The organism is Halalkalibacter urbisdiaboli (genome assembly GCF_002156385.1).
GTDB classification, from domain to species: domain Bacteria; phylum Bacillota; class Bacilli; order Bacillales; family Bacillaceae_D; genus Halalkalibacter_A; species Halalkalibacter_A urbisdiaboli.
This window is the reverse complement of record NZ_MVJM01000003.1, coordinates 495985-512052: the sequence shown is the minus strand read 5'-3', so window position 1 is coordinate 512052 and position 16068 is coordinate 495985. Positions and strand designations below refer to the sequence as shown.

At 37.7% G+C, this 16068-nt stretch carries 19 protein-coding genes; all 19 read right to left on the bottom strand.

The genetic code is table 11. The features are described 5' to 3' along the window. Nucleotides 1–97: 97 nt before the first annotated feature. From B1R93_RS16840 to fliM, 19 genes are read right to left on the bottom strand one after another with little or no spacing between them, the layout of a single operon-like run. The gene (locus B1R93_RS16840) at nucleotides 98–613 is read right to left on the bottom strand and encodes a DUF6115 domain-containing protein (protein ID WP_133058670.1); all 516 of its coding nucleotides are present in this window, start codon (nucleotides 611–613) and stop codon (nucleotides 98–100) included. Between the two features lie 7 nt (nucleotides 614–620). Beyond that, nucleotides 621–929 carry a hypothetical protein gene (locus tag B1R93_RS16835; RefSeq protein ID WP_088105116.1) on the bottom strand — a complete coding sequence of 103 codons (309 nt, stop codon included), beginning with the start codon at nucleotides 927–929 and terminating at the stop codon, nucleotides 621–623. A 19-nt stretch (nucleotides 930–948) separates the two neighbouring features. Continuing rightward, nucleotides 949–2334 (bottom strand): flagellar assembly protein A, encoded by a 1386-nt coding sequence (locus tag B1R93_RS16830; protein ID WP_088105115.1) that lies wholly within the window; start codon nucleotides 2332–2334, stop codon nucleotides 949–951. 48 nt (nucleotides 2335–2382) lie between these two features. Next, on the bottom strand, nucleotides 2383–3150 hold the full coding sequence (locus B1R93_RS16825) for a FliA/WhiG family RNA polymerase sigma factor (protein WP_088105114.1): 768 nt from the start codon (nucleotides 3148–3150) through the stop codon (nucleotides 2383–2385). 15 nt (nucleotides 3151–3165) lie between these two features. Then, a complete protein-coding gene (locus B1R93_RS16820) occupies nucleotides 3166–3513 on the bottom strand; it encodes a hypothetical protein (protein WP_088105113.1) in 348 nt (115 codons plus the stop codon). Then, complete coding sequence (locus B1R93_RS16815; protein WP_088105112.1) at nucleotides 3510–3998, bottom strand: chemotaxis protein CheD; 489 nt, start codon at nucleotides 3996–3998, stop codon at nucleotides 3510–3512. Before B1R93_RS16815 ends, B1R93_RS16820 begins: the two co-directional genes overlap by 4 nt. Beyond that, complete coding sequence (locus tag B1R93_RS16810) at nucleotides 3991–4629, bottom strand: chemotaxis protein CheC (RefSeq protein WP_088105111.1); 639 nt, start codon at nucleotides 4627–4629, stop codon at nucleotides 3991–3993. Before B1R93_RS16810 ends, B1R93_RS16815 begins: the two co-directional genes overlap by 8 nt. Before the next feature lie 21 nt (nucleotides 4630–4650). Further along, nucleotides 4651–5697, bottom strand: a complete 1047-nt coding sequence (locus B1R93_RS16805) for a protein-glutamate methylesterase/protein-glutamine glutaminase (RefSeq protein WP_088105110.1) — start codon at nucleotides 5695–5697, stop codon at nucleotides 4651–4653. A gap of 32 nt (nucleotides 5698–5729) precedes the next feature. Further along, the gene (locus B1R93_RS16800) at nucleotides 5730–6578 is read right to left on the bottom strand and encodes a MinD/ParA family protein (RefSeq protein WP_088105109.1); all 849 of its coding nucleotides are present in this window, start codon (nucleotides 6576–6578) and stop codon (nucleotides 5730–5732) included. Between the two features lies 1 nt (nucleotide 6579). Beyond that, nucleotides 6580–7725, bottom strand: a complete 1146-nt coding sequence (flhF, locus tag B1R93_RS16795; protein WP_088105108.1) for a flagellar biosynthesis GTPase FlhF — start codon at nucleotides 7723–7725, stop codon at nucleotides 6580–6582. Then, nucleotides 7722–9758, bottom strand: coding sequence for a flagellar biosynthesis protein FlhA (flhA, locus tag B1R93_RS16790; protein ID WP_088105669.1), 2037 nt, complete (start codon nucleotides 9756–9758; stop codon nucleotides 7722–7724). Before flhA ends, flhF begins: the two co-directional genes overlap by 4 nt. A gap of 29 nt (nucleotides 9759–9787) precedes the next feature. Continuing rightward, a complete protein-coding gene (gene flhB / locus B1R93_RS16785; protein ID WP_088105107.1) occupies nucleotides 9788–10879 on the bottom strand; it encodes a flagellar biosynthesis protein FlhB in 1092 nt (363 codons plus the stop codon). A gap of 1 nt (nucleotide 10880) precedes the next feature. Then, complete coding sequence (gene fliR, locus B1R93_RS16780) at nucleotides 10881–11657, bottom strand: flagellar biosynthetic protein FliR (RefSeq protein WP_088105106.1); 777 nt, start codon at nucleotides 11655–11657, stop codon at nucleotides 10881–10883. Then, entirely contained in the window at nucleotides 11657–11926 is a 270-nt protein-coding gene (gene fliQ / locus B1R93_RS16775) for a flagellar biosynthesis protein FliQ (RefSeq protein ID WP_088105105.1), read from the bottom strand. The genes fliR and fliQ overlap by 1 nt, the downstream gene beginning before the upstream one ends. Nucleotides 11927–11944: 18 nt before the next feature. After that, entirely contained in the window at nucleotides 11945–12631 is a 687-nt protein-coding gene (gene fliP / locus B1R93_RS16770; protein WP_165763895.1) for a flagellar type III secretion system pore protein FliP, read from the bottom strand. Between the two features lie 20 nt (nucleotides 12632–12651). Further along, nucleotides 12652–13371, bottom strand: coding sequence for a flagellar biosynthetic protein FliO (gene fliO / locus B1R93_RS16765; RefSeq protein ID WP_088105103.1), 720 nt, complete (start codon nucleotides 13369–13371; stop codon nucleotides 12652–12654). A 35-nt stretch (nucleotides 13372–13406) separates the two neighbouring features. Continuing rightward, nucleotides 13407–13769, bottom strand: a complete 363-nt coding sequence (locus B1R93_RS16760) for a response regulator (protein WP_088105102.1) — start codon at nucleotides 13767–13769, stop codon at nucleotides 13407–13409. Nucleotides 13770–13805: 36 nt separating this feature from the next. Beyond that, nucleotides 13806–15017 (bottom strand): flagellar motor switch phosphatase FliY, encoded by a 1212-nt coding sequence (gene fliY / locus B1R93_RS16755; RefSeq protein WP_088105668.1) that lies wholly within the window; start codon nucleotides 15015–15017, stop codon nucleotides 13806–13808. Beyond that, a complete protein-coding gene (fliM, locus tag B1R93_RS16750) occupies nucleotides 15010–16005 on the bottom strand; it encodes a flagellar motor switch protein FliM (RefSeq protein ID WP_088105101.1) in 996 nt (331 codons plus the stop codon). The genes fliY and fliM overlap by 8 nt, the downstream gene beginning before the upstream one ends. Between the last annotated feature and the right edge of the window lie 63 nt (nucleotides 16006–16068).

Below are 16068 nucleotides of genomic sequence, written 5' to 3'. Positions count from 1 at the left end.
ACTGTTCAGCACCATTGCTTAAATTAGAGGCGTGTGTGATTAACACCGTGGATTAATATACCACAATGGAAAGCCTGATGCAAGTCGTTTACAGCATTTACCGATAAAATTTCAACATTAATTCAACTTCACCTTTACCTAGGCTAAGTTTTTTCGCGATCGCTTCTGCACTCATTCCTTGTTTCGCAAGGGCAAGTACCTTTGCTGTATCTGATTGTTCGTAGACAACTGATTCTTGATTATCAGCCTCGTCAAGAATAGGAGGTAGATAATCCTCATCTATTACTTCATTATTCTTAGGTGTCTGTTTAAGGAGTGGTTGAACGTTTCCTTCTGAGGTATTGTTCTTACTAGAAGGAACGTCCTTTTGTTGTCGTATGCGGGCTTGGCTTTCTTTTGTACTCAGTTTTAATTCCTTTAGTAGCTCTTTGTTTTCTTCTTTTATTTCATTTGTATAAGAAAAGAGCATATCTTCAATTTCGTCTTTTAACCTCAGTACATGTCTGCGCTCATCTTCTACTTTTGCGTTTCGCTGCATTAATGTTAGAATCCATAGGAATGTAACACCATGAAGCATTAAACTAATCACTACTAAATATGTGGTCATAGTCATACCTTTCTTATCCTGAAAAATCAACAAACTTCCCTTTAAAAGGATGTTCAGCTTTTATTAATTTTGCTTTTTTCTCTCGTTTTTGTTCTTGTTTTTCTTGCTGTTGGTTGCCCTCGTTATCCTCATGATGAAAACGCGTCTTATCTGATTCATCAGCTTCATTTACTTGTTTTCTTTTTTTGTCTTCCTCTAGCTTTAATTGTTCCGAAATAATTTCTTGTCCTACTTGACCCCTTTGTTGCATTTGTTCCTGAATTTTTCCTGCTTTTTGTGACAGTGGAAACGAGCCTTGCATCTCTATCGGACGTAAACTCATTTTCATCCACCTCCCCTAATTAAGCGGTAGAAATATTGATTTCGCTATCAATGATTGAGATTCTAGCTTTGTCGTGTCTCATCACTAGTTTACGGCGATATTTCCCGAAATTAACGTCAACATTTGGAAAAACGGCCTGCTCGACCTTGATAAAGCCTTTATTTGAATCTGTTTGAATATCTTTTAGTTCCGCTAATTGCTCCTCAGTAAGATCGATTACCTCTTTAGTCGTTTGAAAGGAATGCTGAACTCTTAGCTTTAAAATTTTTTCTCTACCTTGCAAAGGGCCTTGTTGCTGTTCTTTTGCTACATATACCTTTAGGAGCTGACTTAGTTTTGTAAGTTCTTCTTGTGATTTCAGTAAATCCTGCTTTAGTGTTCTTTCTCTTGTGACAATATGCTCAGATAAACCGACAAAAATGCTTGTTTTTGTTTGCATATCATTACCAATATTCTTCGCGCGAATACATTCATTTGCAGAAAGACTTCCACCGACAATATTCCCTTTTCCACGTGTACAAATAATTGAGGTTCCAGCTGAACAAGTACTATGAAGAATGGCTTGTACAACTTCAATAGCCCCGCCTGCTTCTACATGACCTTCATTTATAAAAGTCGTTAATAAATCGCCTTTCGCTTTTATAAGGCTTTTATTTTGTCCAACAATGCCAGCTCCTACAAAAATGGATCCTCCAGATTCTAGGTGAGCTCCTTCAACTGTCCCGGTAACTCGAATATCACCGTCTGCTTTCACTTCATAACCAGTTGGGACATTACCTCGAATGACGACGTTTCCAACAAAGGTGATATTTCCTGTCTTTAAATCTAAATCACCTTTTACTTCATATATTGGAAAAACATGAATCACTTTCTTTTCAATACTGATTTGGCCATTGATTAATGAATATAATGCTTGTTCTTCCTCATCCAATCTAGTATTTTTACCTGGTCTTAATTTAAAATCTTTCCCTGGCTTTGCCGGAACTTCCTCGCCGTAAATATTAATACCAGCCGTTCCATTTGTAGCCTTGACTTTTTCGCCAACCTTATCCCCTTCCCTTACAGAAGGAATCTCAAGAAATTCTTTTAAATTTATATTATCTAACGTATCCGTGTCCGTTCCTTTTTCCTCAAATTGAATTGACTGTAAGCGTGCGTCCCTTCCTTTAACAGGTGGCTTTCCACGTGCAATAATTTGTTGTTCTTTTATATCATTCTCATCCGAACAAAACAGTTCTAAAGCCCCTTCGTCAATTCCGTTAATAATACCTTGTTCCTTTATATAATGAAGGAGGTCAGCTTTCGTTAACACATCTTCTTCGTTCCATTTCTCATTTTGGACTAGCGTGGCTTCCATTTTATTTGTAGCAACCTGAATCGAAAAAAATTGATCTAACTCAATCATTCGCACCTCTCCCTATGCACAGGTTAAAACAGAGTATAAAAATACCGTCTATTGCTTCACTTTCAACATTACTTGTTGTAAACGAAATAAAGCCTTTGAATGAATTTGAGAAATGCGAGAAGTCGATAAGTTAAGGATTTGTCCTATTTCGGTTAAAGTCATTTCCTCATAATAAAAGAGACTAATAACTAGCTGTTCCTTCTCAGAAAGCTGAGATATGATTGATGCAAGTTCTTTTTTAGTAGCATCTTCTACAAGTTTTGACTCTGGACTTAACATACGCTTGTCCTCTATGGTCGCAGCATACGTTTCATTTCGTTCAGACTCTTGCGTCGGTTCATCAATGGAAAGCATGTTAGAAACAAAATGTTCAGTCATGACTTGAGCGACTTCATTACTATCCATTTTAAGCTCCTTTGCAACCTCGTCACAGGTCACATTTCTTCCCATGACTTGTTCTAATCTCTCAACAGTAGCTTCAACCTTTTTAATTTTTTCTCGCATGGACCGTGGTAACCAATCCTCTTTCCGAAGACCATCGATAATGGCACCTCTAACACGAAACGAGGCATACGTATCAAATTTTAAATCACGGTCAGGCTCAAATTTTTCTAAAGCATCAAATAATCCTAAAAGTCCATGACTCAATAAGTCATCCTTTACTACATTCTTTGGCAAACCGACTGATATTCGTTGAACATGATAATGAACAAGTGGCATATACAAACGAATCAGTGCATCACACGCGTCATTGTCTCGTTCTTCTAGCCAACTATCCCACAATTTTTTGTCATCGCTCGTCGTTAAGTGGGGCATTCTATTCCCTCCTTATCATGATTTCGAATTCAATAAGTCCTTTACGTAATCGGAAACCTGCTCCGGATTATACATTTCTTTATCCAAACTGAGTTCATTTTCTATTTCTTTTACTTGTTGCTCATTTTCCTCTTGTGTATCGCTGGTTATTGTATTGGTTTCAGTTGCAGTCTCTAAATCAACTGTAACGTACGACCAAACTACTCGAAAAACATATGCAATTAACCATCCAATAACAAACGCAATCAAACTTCGTACGAAAGAGGTCATGGCTAAATTGGCGGACAGGGAAGAGACAAACACGATACAAGCTGAGAAAATACCGAACAGCAAATTTACTAACATTGTTCCAATTAACTTCATATTTCTTTCATTCCCTGATTGACAGTTCGAATATGTAATTTCCTTGTGGAGGGATTAAACTCTATAGTTCGACCGCTTTTCCCTCCCACATCCTCAGCTAAAATCGGAATCCTCAACTCTTTTAACTTTAACCTAACCGCTTCAACGTTTCGTGGGCCAATACGCATCATGTCATTTCCTGTTGAAAAAGCAAACATTTGAGCCCCCCCTGCAATTTTTGCTTTTAAAGAATAAGCCTTTGCACCTTTTCTTTCAAGCTGTTTCATTAATTCGATTATTGCAGTATCCGCATATTTTGCTACATTCATATTATCTTGTTTACTTAGGGAAGAATCGGGTAACATGACATGAGCCATTCCAGATACAAAAGTAATATCATCATAAATCACTACACCAACACATGATCCTAATCCAGATGTTCTAATGGTATTAGGTGGAGTCACAATATTAATATCGGCCATACCCACCTTTATGACCTCACTCATCCATTTCCACCCCTAATGCTGAAAAGATAATATCAAATGAATCGGGATCTGGTAAAAGGAAAAAATGCCCTGACGTTTGGGTAGCAGAGTCGCCAATTTCATTTATATGAGTATCAATTACAATCGCATAATCTCCAACTTGAGACAGTGGCAATAAACCATAACTTAAAATCGCACCTGCCATATCAATACTTAAGCCTGGTACAGTCGGTTGTAAGTTTAACTTTGTAAAGTCTGAAAAAGAAGAAAGATAGGATCCGGCTAAAATATTCCCAACCTCTTGAAGTGCTGACATTCCTAATTCATCAAATGGAGGAGTGTCCAATTGAAAAGATTCATTATGGGTTAACTGCCTAATTAATTGCTCTGTTTCATGAAGAGAGGAAATGTAAAACATACTGCCTGGTGCTTCCCCATCAATTCTTAAAAAAATAGCAGCAACTTCTGTATCAGCTCCCCCAACTTGATTCGGTAATTCTTGAAACGAAACAAGACGGACATCAGGAACACTCATATCAATTGTTCGATTTAACAATGTTGAAAGCGCTGTCGCGGCATTTCCTGCACCAATATTTCCAATCTCCTTAAGAACGTCTAGATGGTAAGGTTTTAACCTATGAAGAAAATCCATTCTATCCTCTCCTTTTCATCTTTAACAATTGCGAATGATATGGGACGCTATACGACTTAAGTGAGAAATTTCATCAATTAAATCGGTCTGTATAGCTGTTTTGGGCATCCCGTAAACAATTGCTGATTCCTGCGATTCTGCAATAGCAAAACAAGAACCTTTTTTTAATTGAAGTAAACCTTCTGTACCATCCGAACCCATTCCCGTCATAATTACAGCGATTTTATGAGTATTAGGTATGTTAGCCAACGATTCAAAAAGAACATCAACTGAAGGACGATGCCCTCTTCTAATCTCATTTTTATTTATTTCAATCTTTAAAACGTTTCCTTGTTCTAGAATTTGCATATGATATCCACCAGGTGCAATATAAGCTACACCATTCTTTAACACTTCACCATGCGTCGCCTCTTTTACTGAAATTGCTGAAAGCGAATCCAACCGAAGCGCTAAAGATTGAGTAAACCCAGGTGGCATATGCTGAACAATGACAATCGGTGCTTCAATTGTTGCTGGAATTTGGGTCAATACTTCCTTTAAGGCTTTAGGTCCACCTGTTGAAGTACCGATAGCAACAATTTTTTTCATACTTTGCTTCCTATCCCGTTTTATAAATTGCGACATTGGTCGTCGTTCTGTCCCTACTTTATGCTCTTTCGGCACCTTTACCTTCGCAGCAAGTAACACTTTTTCAACTATAAGTTCCTCTTTAGTGTAAAGGTCTAATGAAATCGGTCCAGATGGCTTTGTTACAAAATCAACCGCTCCATATTCCATTGCAAGTAAAGTATTGTGAGCTCCGCTCTTTGTTGTACTACTAACCATAATTACCGGACATGGGTTGGTATCCATGATTTTTTTCAAGGTTTCCAACCCATCCATTATAGGCATTTCTATATCAAGGGTAATGACATCAGGACATAGTTCCTTTTGCTTAATTAGAGCGTCCTGCCCATTACGAGCCGTGCCAACAACGTGGAGTTGAGGATTTCTTTCAAGCAAATCTTTAATGACCTTTCGCATAAAAGCAGAGTCATCAACGACCAATACACGAATATTCTTTTCCACGTTAATCCCTAACCTTCTATGTTATTTCTAGCTTATTTGAAAAACGAACGCATTTTTTTTATAAAACTACCTGGACCTTCTTGGTTTAACTCATCACCTATATATCTCTTAACAATTGACTGCAAAGAAGAACTCACTTTCGCTTTCTGGTCATAAAGCACGAAAGGTGTTTGAGATTTCACAGCCTTGATGACAAGTTTATCGTTTGGTAGAAAGCCTAATTCGAGTAAATCTTTCTTAAGAAATTGGCTGGCTACTCGTTGAAAGCTTTCAATGGTTCGCTTACCTTCCTTCTCAGATTCAGCACGATTTACCATAAGATACAAAGGTTTTTCTGCATCATGCGTATAAATATATTTAACCATCGCATAGGCATCAGTCATTGATGTCGGCTCAGGTGTTGTAACAACAAAGACTTCGTGTGCAGCTAAGATAAATTGAATACTCTCCCTTGTAGCTCCTGCACCCATATCTAGAAAGATATAATCGAAAGCCTGTTCAATCAACTCAAGCTGTTGAAAGAATTTTTGCATTCGTTCATCATTAAACTGAATAAATGTTGAAAAGCCAGAACCACCGGCAAGATATGAGATATTCGCAGGACCTTGCTCAATGATATCCCAAACCGTCAATTGATTCTCGAGCATATCTACAATATGATATTTAGCGGAAAGCCCCATTAAAATATCAAGATTGGCCATACCAATGTCTAAATCTAAAATCGCTACCTTATTTCCTAGTTTTGACAACGAAATCGCAAAATTTAAACAGACATTCGATTTACCAACACCGCCCTTACCACTTACAACAGCAATCACTTTTGCGTGTTTTTCATTAGCATGCTGAGTGAGGCGGCGTAAACTTTCAGCTTGATCATTCATGTTAGTCCACCTCTAATACACTCTTCAAAATATATGGCGCTGTCGCTTCAACGATATCATCTGGAACATTTTGACCATTTGTTACGTAAGCAATCCCTTTCCCCAGTTCAATCGGAACATTAATCATAACACCAAACGTTGAAGTCTCATCTTTTTTTGTTAAAATGATTTTCCTTATCGGGATGAGAGAAAATTGATTGAGAATTTCTTTCATATCTTCATATTTCGAAGTTAGCGAAAGAACTAAATAAGTGTTTGCTTCATTTTCAAAATCAATCACTTTAGAGAGTTCTTCAACATATAAACGATTTCTAAAATTTCTTCCTGCCGAATCGACAAGAATCAAATCATAATGTTCAAACTGTTTTGCTGCTTTTTTAAAATCATCAATAGAATAAGCAACTTCTAATGGTATGTTTAAGATTTTCGCATACGTTTTTAGCTGTTCAACTGCTGCGATTCGGTACGTATCTGTCGTTATAAGCGCCACTTTTTTATGCTTTTTTAAAACACAATGAGCCGCAATTTTGGCAATGGTCGTTGTTTTTCCAACACCAGTTGGACCAACAATATTAACCACTTTCTTGTCAAAGGTTAATCCGCCCATTTCATACGGGGACAATAGTTTTAACAAATAATCATGCAATTGTTCTTCAATCTCTTCAAGATTTTTATCATGCCCCTCTTGATTGTACCACGCTTTTAACAAATGTTTCATAATATCTAAACGAATCGATTCTGAAACACCTTGAAGACGTAAGCGGTCATCAATTTGTTGAAAAGGCTCAGGATAATCCTTTACATTTGTTTCGTCTTTTTCATTCATTCCTTGAATCATTTTCTTCAATTGCGTGAGTTCATTCATTAATTCTTTTGTTTGCTCGGTATCTGGATTATCCTTTATTTTTCTACGGTTTGGTAAGTTCGTTTCAACTCTTGGTCGTGGCTGTATCCCTCGACTTGAAGGTCGATTAATTGATGGGTCAACTGCTGCAATAACTTCTAACTGTTTTTTTGTAAAAAAGCCAAGAAAGCCTCCAATATCTACTTCCTTTGAGTTCAGGATGACCGCATCATCCCCTAGTTCCGCTCGAATTAATTTCATTGCTTCGTGCATTGATTTTGCCGTATATTTTTTTACCTTCAATCTACATTCACCACCCCAACACTTTGCACCTCAACATCAGCTTCAAGTTCGTTATATGAAAGAATCGGCACATGCGGCAAATAACGCTCAAACATTTGACGAACATACATTCTTACCGCTGGAGAACAAAGGATAATCGGTACTTGTCCCATTTGAGAAAGTCGATCTGTCTCTACTGCAGCAGACTCCATAATTCTTTGAGAATCATTTGGATCCATTGAAATAAAGTTACCATGCTCCGTTTGTTGAATAGACTCAGCGATTTTCTTTTCAACCCCACCACTTAACGTAATTACATATAATGGTTCTCCAGGAGTTGTCATTTGTTTTGAAATTTGACGTGATAATGATTGACGAACATACTCGGTTAACAAATCCATATCCTTTGTCATCGGTCCATAATCAGCTAACGTCTCAAAAATGACAGGCAAATTACGAATCGAGATATTTTCTTTCAATAAATTTGTTAATACCTTCTGTACCTCACCGATTGATAATGCATTTGGTGTTACCTCTTCTACAAGAGCAGGATAAGTTTCTTTTAAATGATCCACTAGCTGTTTCGTTTCTTGGCGACCTAGGAGCTCATTTGCATGTCGTTTTATAATTTCAGTTAAATGGGTCGATACAACAGATGGTGGGTCAACAACGGTATAACCGGATAACTCAGCCTGTTCTTTCATATCTTCCCCGATCCATATTGCAGGTAAACCAAAGGCAGGTTCAACTGTGTCTACTCCGACAATACTTTCATCCTCAATCCCTGGACTCATCGCCATATAGTGGTCAAGAAGTAGCTCACCTTTAGCTATTTCATTACCTTTAATTTTGATAGTGTATTCATTTGGTTGAAGCTGAATGTTATCTCGAATCCGAATAACAGGAACAATCATCCCTAGTTCGAGTGCCATTTGACGCCTAATCATAACTACCCGATCTAGTAAATCTCCTCCCTGATTTGCATCTGCAAGAGGGATAAGCCCATAACCAAACTCAAATTCAATCGGATCGATTTGGAGAAGATTAACGACACTTTCTGGTGATTTCATATCATCAGTAGGTTCATCTTCTTCTTGAGCTTCTTCCTCTTCTAATACCCGTTTTTCCATCCTCGACAATTGAAAGCCTCCAAAAACGAGAAAACCTGCGATCGAAAATGTTAATAATTTATCAATTGGCGTAACGACACCTAACAAAAATATCGTCCCTGCTGTAACGTAAAGCATTTTAGGATAAGCTAATAATTGCTTTGATAAGTCCTCGCCCAAATTACCATCAGAGGCTGCTCTAGTAACAATAATCCCTGTTGCGGTTGAAATTAATAGAGCTGGAATTTGACTGACTAGACCATCCCCAACTGTTAAAAGCGTATAGGTTGATGCTGCATTTGATAGGTCCATCCCCATTTGCATCATCCCGATGACTAAACCAAAGATCATATTAATAATGACAATAACGATCCCGGCAATTGCATCACCTTTTACGAATTTACTCGCACCATCCATAGCTCCATAAAAATCTGCTTCTTTTTCAATTTTCTCACGTCTAGCTTTAGCCTCAGCGTCGGAAATCATCCCTGCATTTAAATCCGCATCAATACTCATTTGTTTCCCAGGCATTGCATCAAGGGTAAAACGCGCTCCAACCTCAGATACACGTTCCGCTCCTTTCGTTATAACAACAAATTGAATAATGATTAAAATTAAAAAGACAACAAAACCGACTAAAGCATTCCCTCCAACAACAAACTGCCCAAAAGTATCAATGACATTCCCTGCCTCGGCTTTTCCAAGAATTGAACGTGTTGTTGACACGTTTAACCCGAGACGGAAAAGTGTAACAAGGAGTAATAGAGTTGGAAAAATCGAAAATTGGAGAGGATCGTGTGTGTTCATTGCCACAAGAATAATTATCAAAGCAAGAGAAATATTAATAATTATTAAAAAGTCTAACATAAAAGATGGTAATGGAATAATAAGCATGACAACAATTAGAATCACGCCGAGTAAAACCGAAAGTTCTCTTACTTTCACAGGCACTCTCTCCCCTAACTTCGAACTAATTAATTAACTCGCTGGTTTTTCAAACGATAAACAAAGGCTAACACTTCAGCAACAGCTTTAAATAATTCTTCTGGAACTTGTTGTCCGATGTCTGTTTGAGAATATAATGCCCTTGCCAACGGCTTATTCTCAACCGTAACGATCTCGTGTTCAGCTGCTATCCCTTTTATTTTCTGAGCGATAAAATCAACACCTTTTGCTACAACAATTGGTGCATCAGCTTTTTCTTCGTCATAGCGAAGAGCTACAGCAAAGTGAGTTGGATTCGTAATAACAACATCTGCTTTTGGAACTTCCTCCATCATTCGTTGCATCGCCATTTCCATTTGCTTCTGTCTTCGCTTAGCTTTTATTTTTGGATCTCCATCCATATTTTTATGTTCATCCTTAATGTCTTTTTTTGACATGCGGATTTGTTTTTCATGGTCATATTTCTGATATAGGTAATCAGGGATTGCTAGAAATAACAGTAATACTGCAACAGCAACTCCCATCAGAGCTGCTAATTGAGCAATAACATGAAACCCCGTCTCCACTGATTTTTGGGAAAGTAACATTACTTTTTCCAAATTGAACCAAATAATTAGATATACTACCGTCCCTACTAAACCTATTTTCAACAACGATTTTAGTAATTCAACAAGGGCACGTGCCGAAAAAATCCGCTTCGCCCCTTTTATAGGATCTAGCTTATCAAGCTTAAATTTCAACGGTTCAGTTGTAAAAAGTGCACCTACTTGCATATAGCTAGAAAACGCTCCTGCAACCATTGCTACAAGCATGATAGGTAGTAACACCTTTGAAACTTCCACCAATATTTCAAAAAAAATAAAATTTATATTTTGTTCATTAATGTCCATTAGTAAATAGGTTTGATATACATGCTTCAAAAGATCGATAATGGTTGTACCGAGTATGGCACCACCAAAAAGCCACATAAACAAAAAAACTAACAAAAGTATAATTGCCGTATTTACATCCGTACTTTTAGGAACTTGTCCTTTTTTCCGACTGTCCTGTCTCTTTTTCGGTGTTGCTTTTTCAGTTTTTTCTTCCGCAAAGAATTGTAAATTTAAACGTATATATGCCATGCTACGCTCCTCCTAATAGTTGGAGTAATGTCCTCATTGCAAGTAGCATCTGATCGAACAGTTTCTGAACAATCATAAAAAACACTCCGAGAAAAACCGTTAATAATAAAAGACCAACGATAATTTTAAGTGGCATTCCGACTACAAAAACATTCATCTGTGGTACGGCACGAGACACCATTCCGAGTGCAACATCAACAAGAAATAAGGAACCAACAATCGGAAAAGCCATTTGAAAGGCAATAATAAACATCGAATTGAAAGTTTGCGTTACAAATTGAATAATATTTTCTTGTCCAAAAGGCAAAAAGAGTTGTTCTAACGGAACAAATTGATAACTATAATAAATACCATCAAGCAGCATATGATGTCCGTTCACGGCTAAAAGAAATAACAGAGCAAACGTATATAAATAACTCCCGACAAGCGGGCTTTGTGCTCCCGTTTGAGGATCAACGACATTTGCGATCATAAATCCCATCATGGCATCGATGAATCCCCCTGCCACTTGAATAGCATAAAGTAACATCATAGCAATTAATCCAACCATTAACCCAACAAGTATCTCCTTCATAATTAGCAATAGAAATCCTGTATCTACCTGTATTTCAGGAGCGTCTAGGGTAAAAATCATAATCCAGGCTAGTATCCCAGCCAAACCAATCTTATGTGATACAGGTATAGAACGATGCCCATAAATTGGGAGGACAGAAAAAAAGGCCAGCACTCTAATAAAGACAAGCATGAATGCAGGTAACATATTCACATAATCTGTCATTAGCCAATATACCTGTGAACATTACTAAATATTTGGTAAGCAAAATTCGTTACATGTGATAGCATCCATGGTCCGAATACAATAAGTGCAACAAATACTCCAACAATTTTCGGAATAAACGCCAAAGTCTGCTCTTGAATTTGCGTTGTCGCTTGGAAAATACTTACTAACAAACCTAAACCAAGAGCAATAATTAGTAACGGTCCGGCAACTAACAAAACTGTCCATATCCCATTTTCAGCGATGTTTATAATAAAATCAGACGTCACGCTAGTCACCCTTTCCTTTTAAGAAAAACTTAACAACAAAGATTGTACGATTAAATACCAACCGTCAACTAAAACGAATAGCAATATTTTAAATGGAAGTGCAATCATGACAGGAGGGAGCATCATCATCCCCATGGACATCAGGACACTTGCCACAATCATATCAATAACAAGAAATGGTACAAATATTAAAAAACCTATTTGAAAGGCCGTTTTTAGTTCACTTATCGCAAAAGCAGGTACTAAAGCGGTTAAGGGGATATCATCAAGAGACTCTGGACGTTCTAATCCAGCATAGCCCATAAACAAAGCTAAATCCTTCTCACGTGTATGCTTTGCCATAAACTCTTTCATCGGTACAGCAGCACGAGCAAACGCTTCATCTTGATCAATTTCCCCATCTAAAAAAGGCGTCAAAGCTTGTTCATTCACTTCTGACAAAATTGGTGCCATAATGAAAAAGGTAAGAAATAATGCAAGTCCTATTAATACTTGGTTTGGTGGCATCGACTGTGTTGCTAGTCCTTGTCTTACAAAAGATAGTACAATGACTATTCTAGTAAAACTCGTCATTAATATAAGAATACTAGGTGCAAGGGACAATACAGTTAATACTAATAATAATTGAATTGTTGTTGCTACATTAGCAGGCTCGTCCGTCAAATAATCAGGATCGAAGCCTGGAATCGTCGTTATCGCTGGCATAATAAAATGTTCTAATATCATTATTTTTCTCTCTCCCTCACAGCGTCATGAATTTGTTTCTGTGACTTAGAAACATCAGAAAGCTGCTTGGATAACAGGGCTTTAAACGCATCTTGATTTTTAGGAGATGAGTTTGCTTCAACATAAGTTGAGTCTTCGCCCCGCAAACGACGATTTATCCAAGAAGTCATTTTATTAATTGGAATATCGATTTGTGAAAATTGTTCCTGTTGTTGCGTCATTAGTTGCTTTATCTCTGACTCATCTTCAATTTCCTTTAGTAACTGAATCGTCTCTCCGACTCCAACTACAAGGACTCGATTCCCCACTTTGACCAATTGAACGGAACGATTTGCTCCTAATGGGACACCTCCAACATTTTGAAGCAATTGAGTCGAACGAAAAGCCCTCGTTCGTTTATTAATAAATCGTAGAATCACATAGAGTAGAAAAATAACAAAGGCCAAGGCACCTAACATCTGTGCAAATATTTTAGCTGTGCTTTGTTCAGGTAATCCAGGTTCTTCTGCGATTTCTTCTTGTTCCACAGGTTTGCTCTCATCATTAACTGGAGCTTGACTATCATTAGGCGCTTGAGTTGGATTCGCTTCTTGTTCCTGATTTAATGACTCCAAAACGGTTTTTGAAGCATCTTCACCTTGTTGGTTAGCCGCAACAGGAGATTGAAAAAGAACTGAAAACACGATGACAAAGCACGTTATAGTTTGTATCAAACGCATAGATAGCTACACTCCTTTTCCTGCAAGTACATTCCCTACCCAAGCGTTTTCTTAATTGCTTCAAGAACACGGTCAGCTTGAAATGGTTTAACGATAAAATCTTTTGCCCCCGCTTGGATTGCATCGATAACCATTGCTTGTTGGCCCATTGCTGAACACATAATAACTTTTGCATTTGGGTCGAACGATTTTATTTCTTTTAAAGCGGTAATCCCGTCTTTTTCAGGCATTGTAATATCCATCGTAACTAAATCTGGTGAAAGCTCCTGGTATTTTTCAACAGCTTGAGCTCCATCATTGGCTTCACCAACAACTTCAAAGCCATTTTTCGACAAAATATCCTTAATCATCATGCGCATAAAAGCCGCATCATCAACAATTAACACTTTATGTGACATGATTAAATTCCTTCCTTCCTCTCAAGTGCTTATCCATTATTTAAGATTGTTTATACGCTCAACTTTACTAACAATGTCCGTTACGCGCACACCGAAATTCTCGTCAATGACGACAACTTCACCTTTTGCAATGAGCTTTTGATTAACGAGTATGTCGACTGGTTCCCCTGCTAATTTATCAAGCTCGATAATCGACCCCTGTGTAAATTCAAGAATTTCCTTGATAGAGCGTTTTGTTCGACCAAGCTCAACTGTAACTTGAAGAGGAATATCTAATAACATATTCAAGTTATTTGATTCATTTTGTGATAACTCAGGCGGAGCAAAGTTTGAAAAAGCCGCTGGTTGTACATCAACATTTGGTTGTTGAAATGTTGTTCCTAAATGCTGTTGACCACGTTGTTCATACTGTGGCTGAGCCTGTTGTTGATTAGAATGAACTGGCGGTTGTTCGTATTGAATATGTTGCTGTTGTTGACTTTCTGCTGGTACTGAAGGAGTTTCGTCCATTGTAAGCTCCTCACTCGTAGATGCCCCTGGATTCATTAACTCTTCGACAAGCTGTTTAGCAAAAGAAACTGTAACTAGTTGCATAATGTTTGAATCAATCAAATCCCCAATTTTTAAGCGGAATGAGATCTTTACAAGTATATCATCCTCAGGTACATAACTAATACCCTCTTCTTTTTTCACATCCATTAAATCTATACCAGGCGGGGAAATATCAACCTTTTTATTGAAAATAGTGGACATGGATGTTGAAGCGGACCCCATCATTTGATTCATTGCTTCTTGTACAGCACTAATATGCATTTCACTTAAATCATTTGATGGGTTTGTACCATCCCCACCAAGCATCAAATCGGCAATAATCGCTGCGTCAGTCGTTTTAATAACGAGTAAGTTCATTCCTTCAAAACCTTCTGTATACTGGACAAGAACAGATACATGTGGCTGCGGAAATTCTTGCTCAAGCTTATCACGGCTAATGAGCGAAAGTGTCGGTGTTGTAATATCAACCTTTTGACTTAATAATGTCGACAGAGCCGTAGCTGCGCTACCAAAGGAAATATTCCCAATTTCCCCTAAAGCATCCTGCTCAATATCAGATAAATAATTTTTTACTGGTAATGAATTGTCCTTTTCTTCATGACTCTCCATTTCTACTTGCTCTTCTTGATCATCAGATGAACCTACACCTTTTAGCAATTCGTTGATTTCATCTTGGGAAAGCATATCATCATTCATCATCTTCTGCTGCCTCCTCAATTACATCTGTCACTTGGACAGCGATTTGATTCTTCATTTTTCCTGGTTGAGCGTAGTATTTTGGTTCTCCGCCTACACTCATTAACAGTGGTTTGTTTATAGCTTGATTTAATTGAATTACATCACCTTTACCTAACATTAAAAACTCTTGAATGGTGATTTCTGAACGACCAAGCTCTGCTTGAATTAATAAAGGTGCTTGATGCACTCTCTTCTCTATCGTAATTTGTTCCTTTGGATGACGTTGCTTTTTCTTCTCTTGCATCCAATAATGGATGGAAAGCTTAGGCAATACTTCTTCAAGGACGACATGCGGTAAACAAATATTTATCATACCTGATGTTTCTGCGATTGTTGTTGACAGCGAAATAACAACAACCGTTTCATTAGGAGAAACCATTTGCACAAACTGTGGATTCACCTCAATATCCTGCATAACAGGATCTAGTTCAACAATGGAACTCCATGCATCTTGAAAACTTTCCAATGTTCTTTGAAACAACTGAGACATTATACGTGTTTCAATTTCAGTTAAATTATCGATTTTATTAACGCTAGTACCTCTTCCCCCTAACAATCGGTCAAGCATAGCGTAAGCAATATTCGGATTAACTTCCATCATGATTCGACCATCTAGTGGGTACGGTTCGAAAACATTTAGAATTGTCATTTTTGGAATGGAGCGTATAAACTCCTCATAGGGTAATTGATCAACTGACGCTACTGATATTTGAACAAATGTACGGAGTTGTGCTGAGAAAAAAGTAGTAATTAACCGTGCAAAGTTTTCATGAATACGTGACAAACTACGAATTTGGTCTTTTGAAAAACGTAATGCACGTTTAAAATCATATACTTTTACCTTTTTCTCTGTCTCTTCTTTTTTGAGTTCATCAGCGCTCATTTCCCCGGTAGAAAGCGCCGACAGTAGCGCATCGATTTCCCCTTGTGATAAAATATCAGCCATGAGCCTCACCTCTCAATCTCTCTTAAGAAAAACGGCAGAGCAGTCTTTCTTGAAGCAATATAC

Excerpts from the sequence above, each read along its gene's own strand:
- fliP (WP_165763895.1), bottom strand. The coding sequence starts at position 12,631 with ATGCCAGCGATAACGACGATTCCAGGCTTCGATCCTGATTATTTGACG.
- B1R93_RS16835 (WP_088105116.1), bottom strand. The coding sequence starts at position 929 with ATGAGTTTACGTCCGATAGAGATGCAAGGCTCGTTTCCACTGTCACAA.
- B1R93_RS16810 (WP_088105111.1), bottom strand. The coding sequence starts at position 4,629 with ATGGATTTTCTTCATAGGTTAAAACCTTACCATCTAGACGTTCTTAAG.
- fliM (WP_088105101.1), bottom strand. The coding sequence starts at position 16,005 with ATGGCTGATATTTTATCACAAGGGGAAATCGATGCGCTACTGTCGGCG.
- fliO (WP_088105103.1), bottom strand. The coding sequence starts at position 13,371 with ATGCGTTTGATACAAACTATAACGTGCTTTGTCATCGTGTTTTCAGTT.
- B1R93_RS16840 (WP_133058670.1), bottom strand. The coding sequence starts at position 613 with ATGACTATGACCACATATTTAGTAGTGATTAGTTTAATGCTTCATGGT.
- B1R93_RS16825 (WP_088105114.1), bottom strand. The coding sequence starts at position 3,150 with ATGCCCCACTTAACGACGAGCGATGACAAAAAATTGTGGGATAGTTGG.
- B1R93_RS16815 (WP_088105112.1), bottom strand. The coding sequence starts at position 3,998 with ATGAGTGAGGTCATAAAGGTGGGTATGGCCGATATTAATATTGTGACT.
- flhB (WP_088105107.1), bottom strand. The coding sequence starts at position 10,879 with ATGGCATATATACGTTTAAATTTACAATTCTTTGCGGAAGAAAAAACT.
- fliY (WP_088105668.1), bottom strand. The coding sequence starts at position 15,017 with ATGAATGATGATATGCTTTCCCAAGATGAAATCAACGAATTGCTAAAA.
- B1R93_RS16800 (WP_088105109.1), bottom strand. The coding sequence starts at position 6,578 with ATGAATGATCAAGCTGAAAGTTTACGCCGCCTCACTCAGCATGCTAAT.
- B1R93_RS16820 (WP_088105113.1), bottom strand. The coding sequence starts at position 3,513 with ATGAAGTTAATTGGAACAATGTTAGTAAATTTGCTGTTCGGTATTTTC.
- B1R93_RS16830 (WP_088105115.1), bottom strand. The coding sequence starts at position 2,334 with ATGATTGAGTTAGATCAATTTTTTTCGATTCAGGTTGCTACAAATAAA.
- fliR (WP_088105106.1), bottom strand. The coding sequence starts at position 11,657 with ATGACAGATTATGTGAATATGTTACCTGCATTCATGCTTGTCTTTATT.
- B1R93_RS16760 (WP_088105102.1), bottom strand. The coding sequence starts at position 13,769 with ATGTCACATAAAGTGTTAATTGTTGATGATGCGGCTTTTATGCGCATG.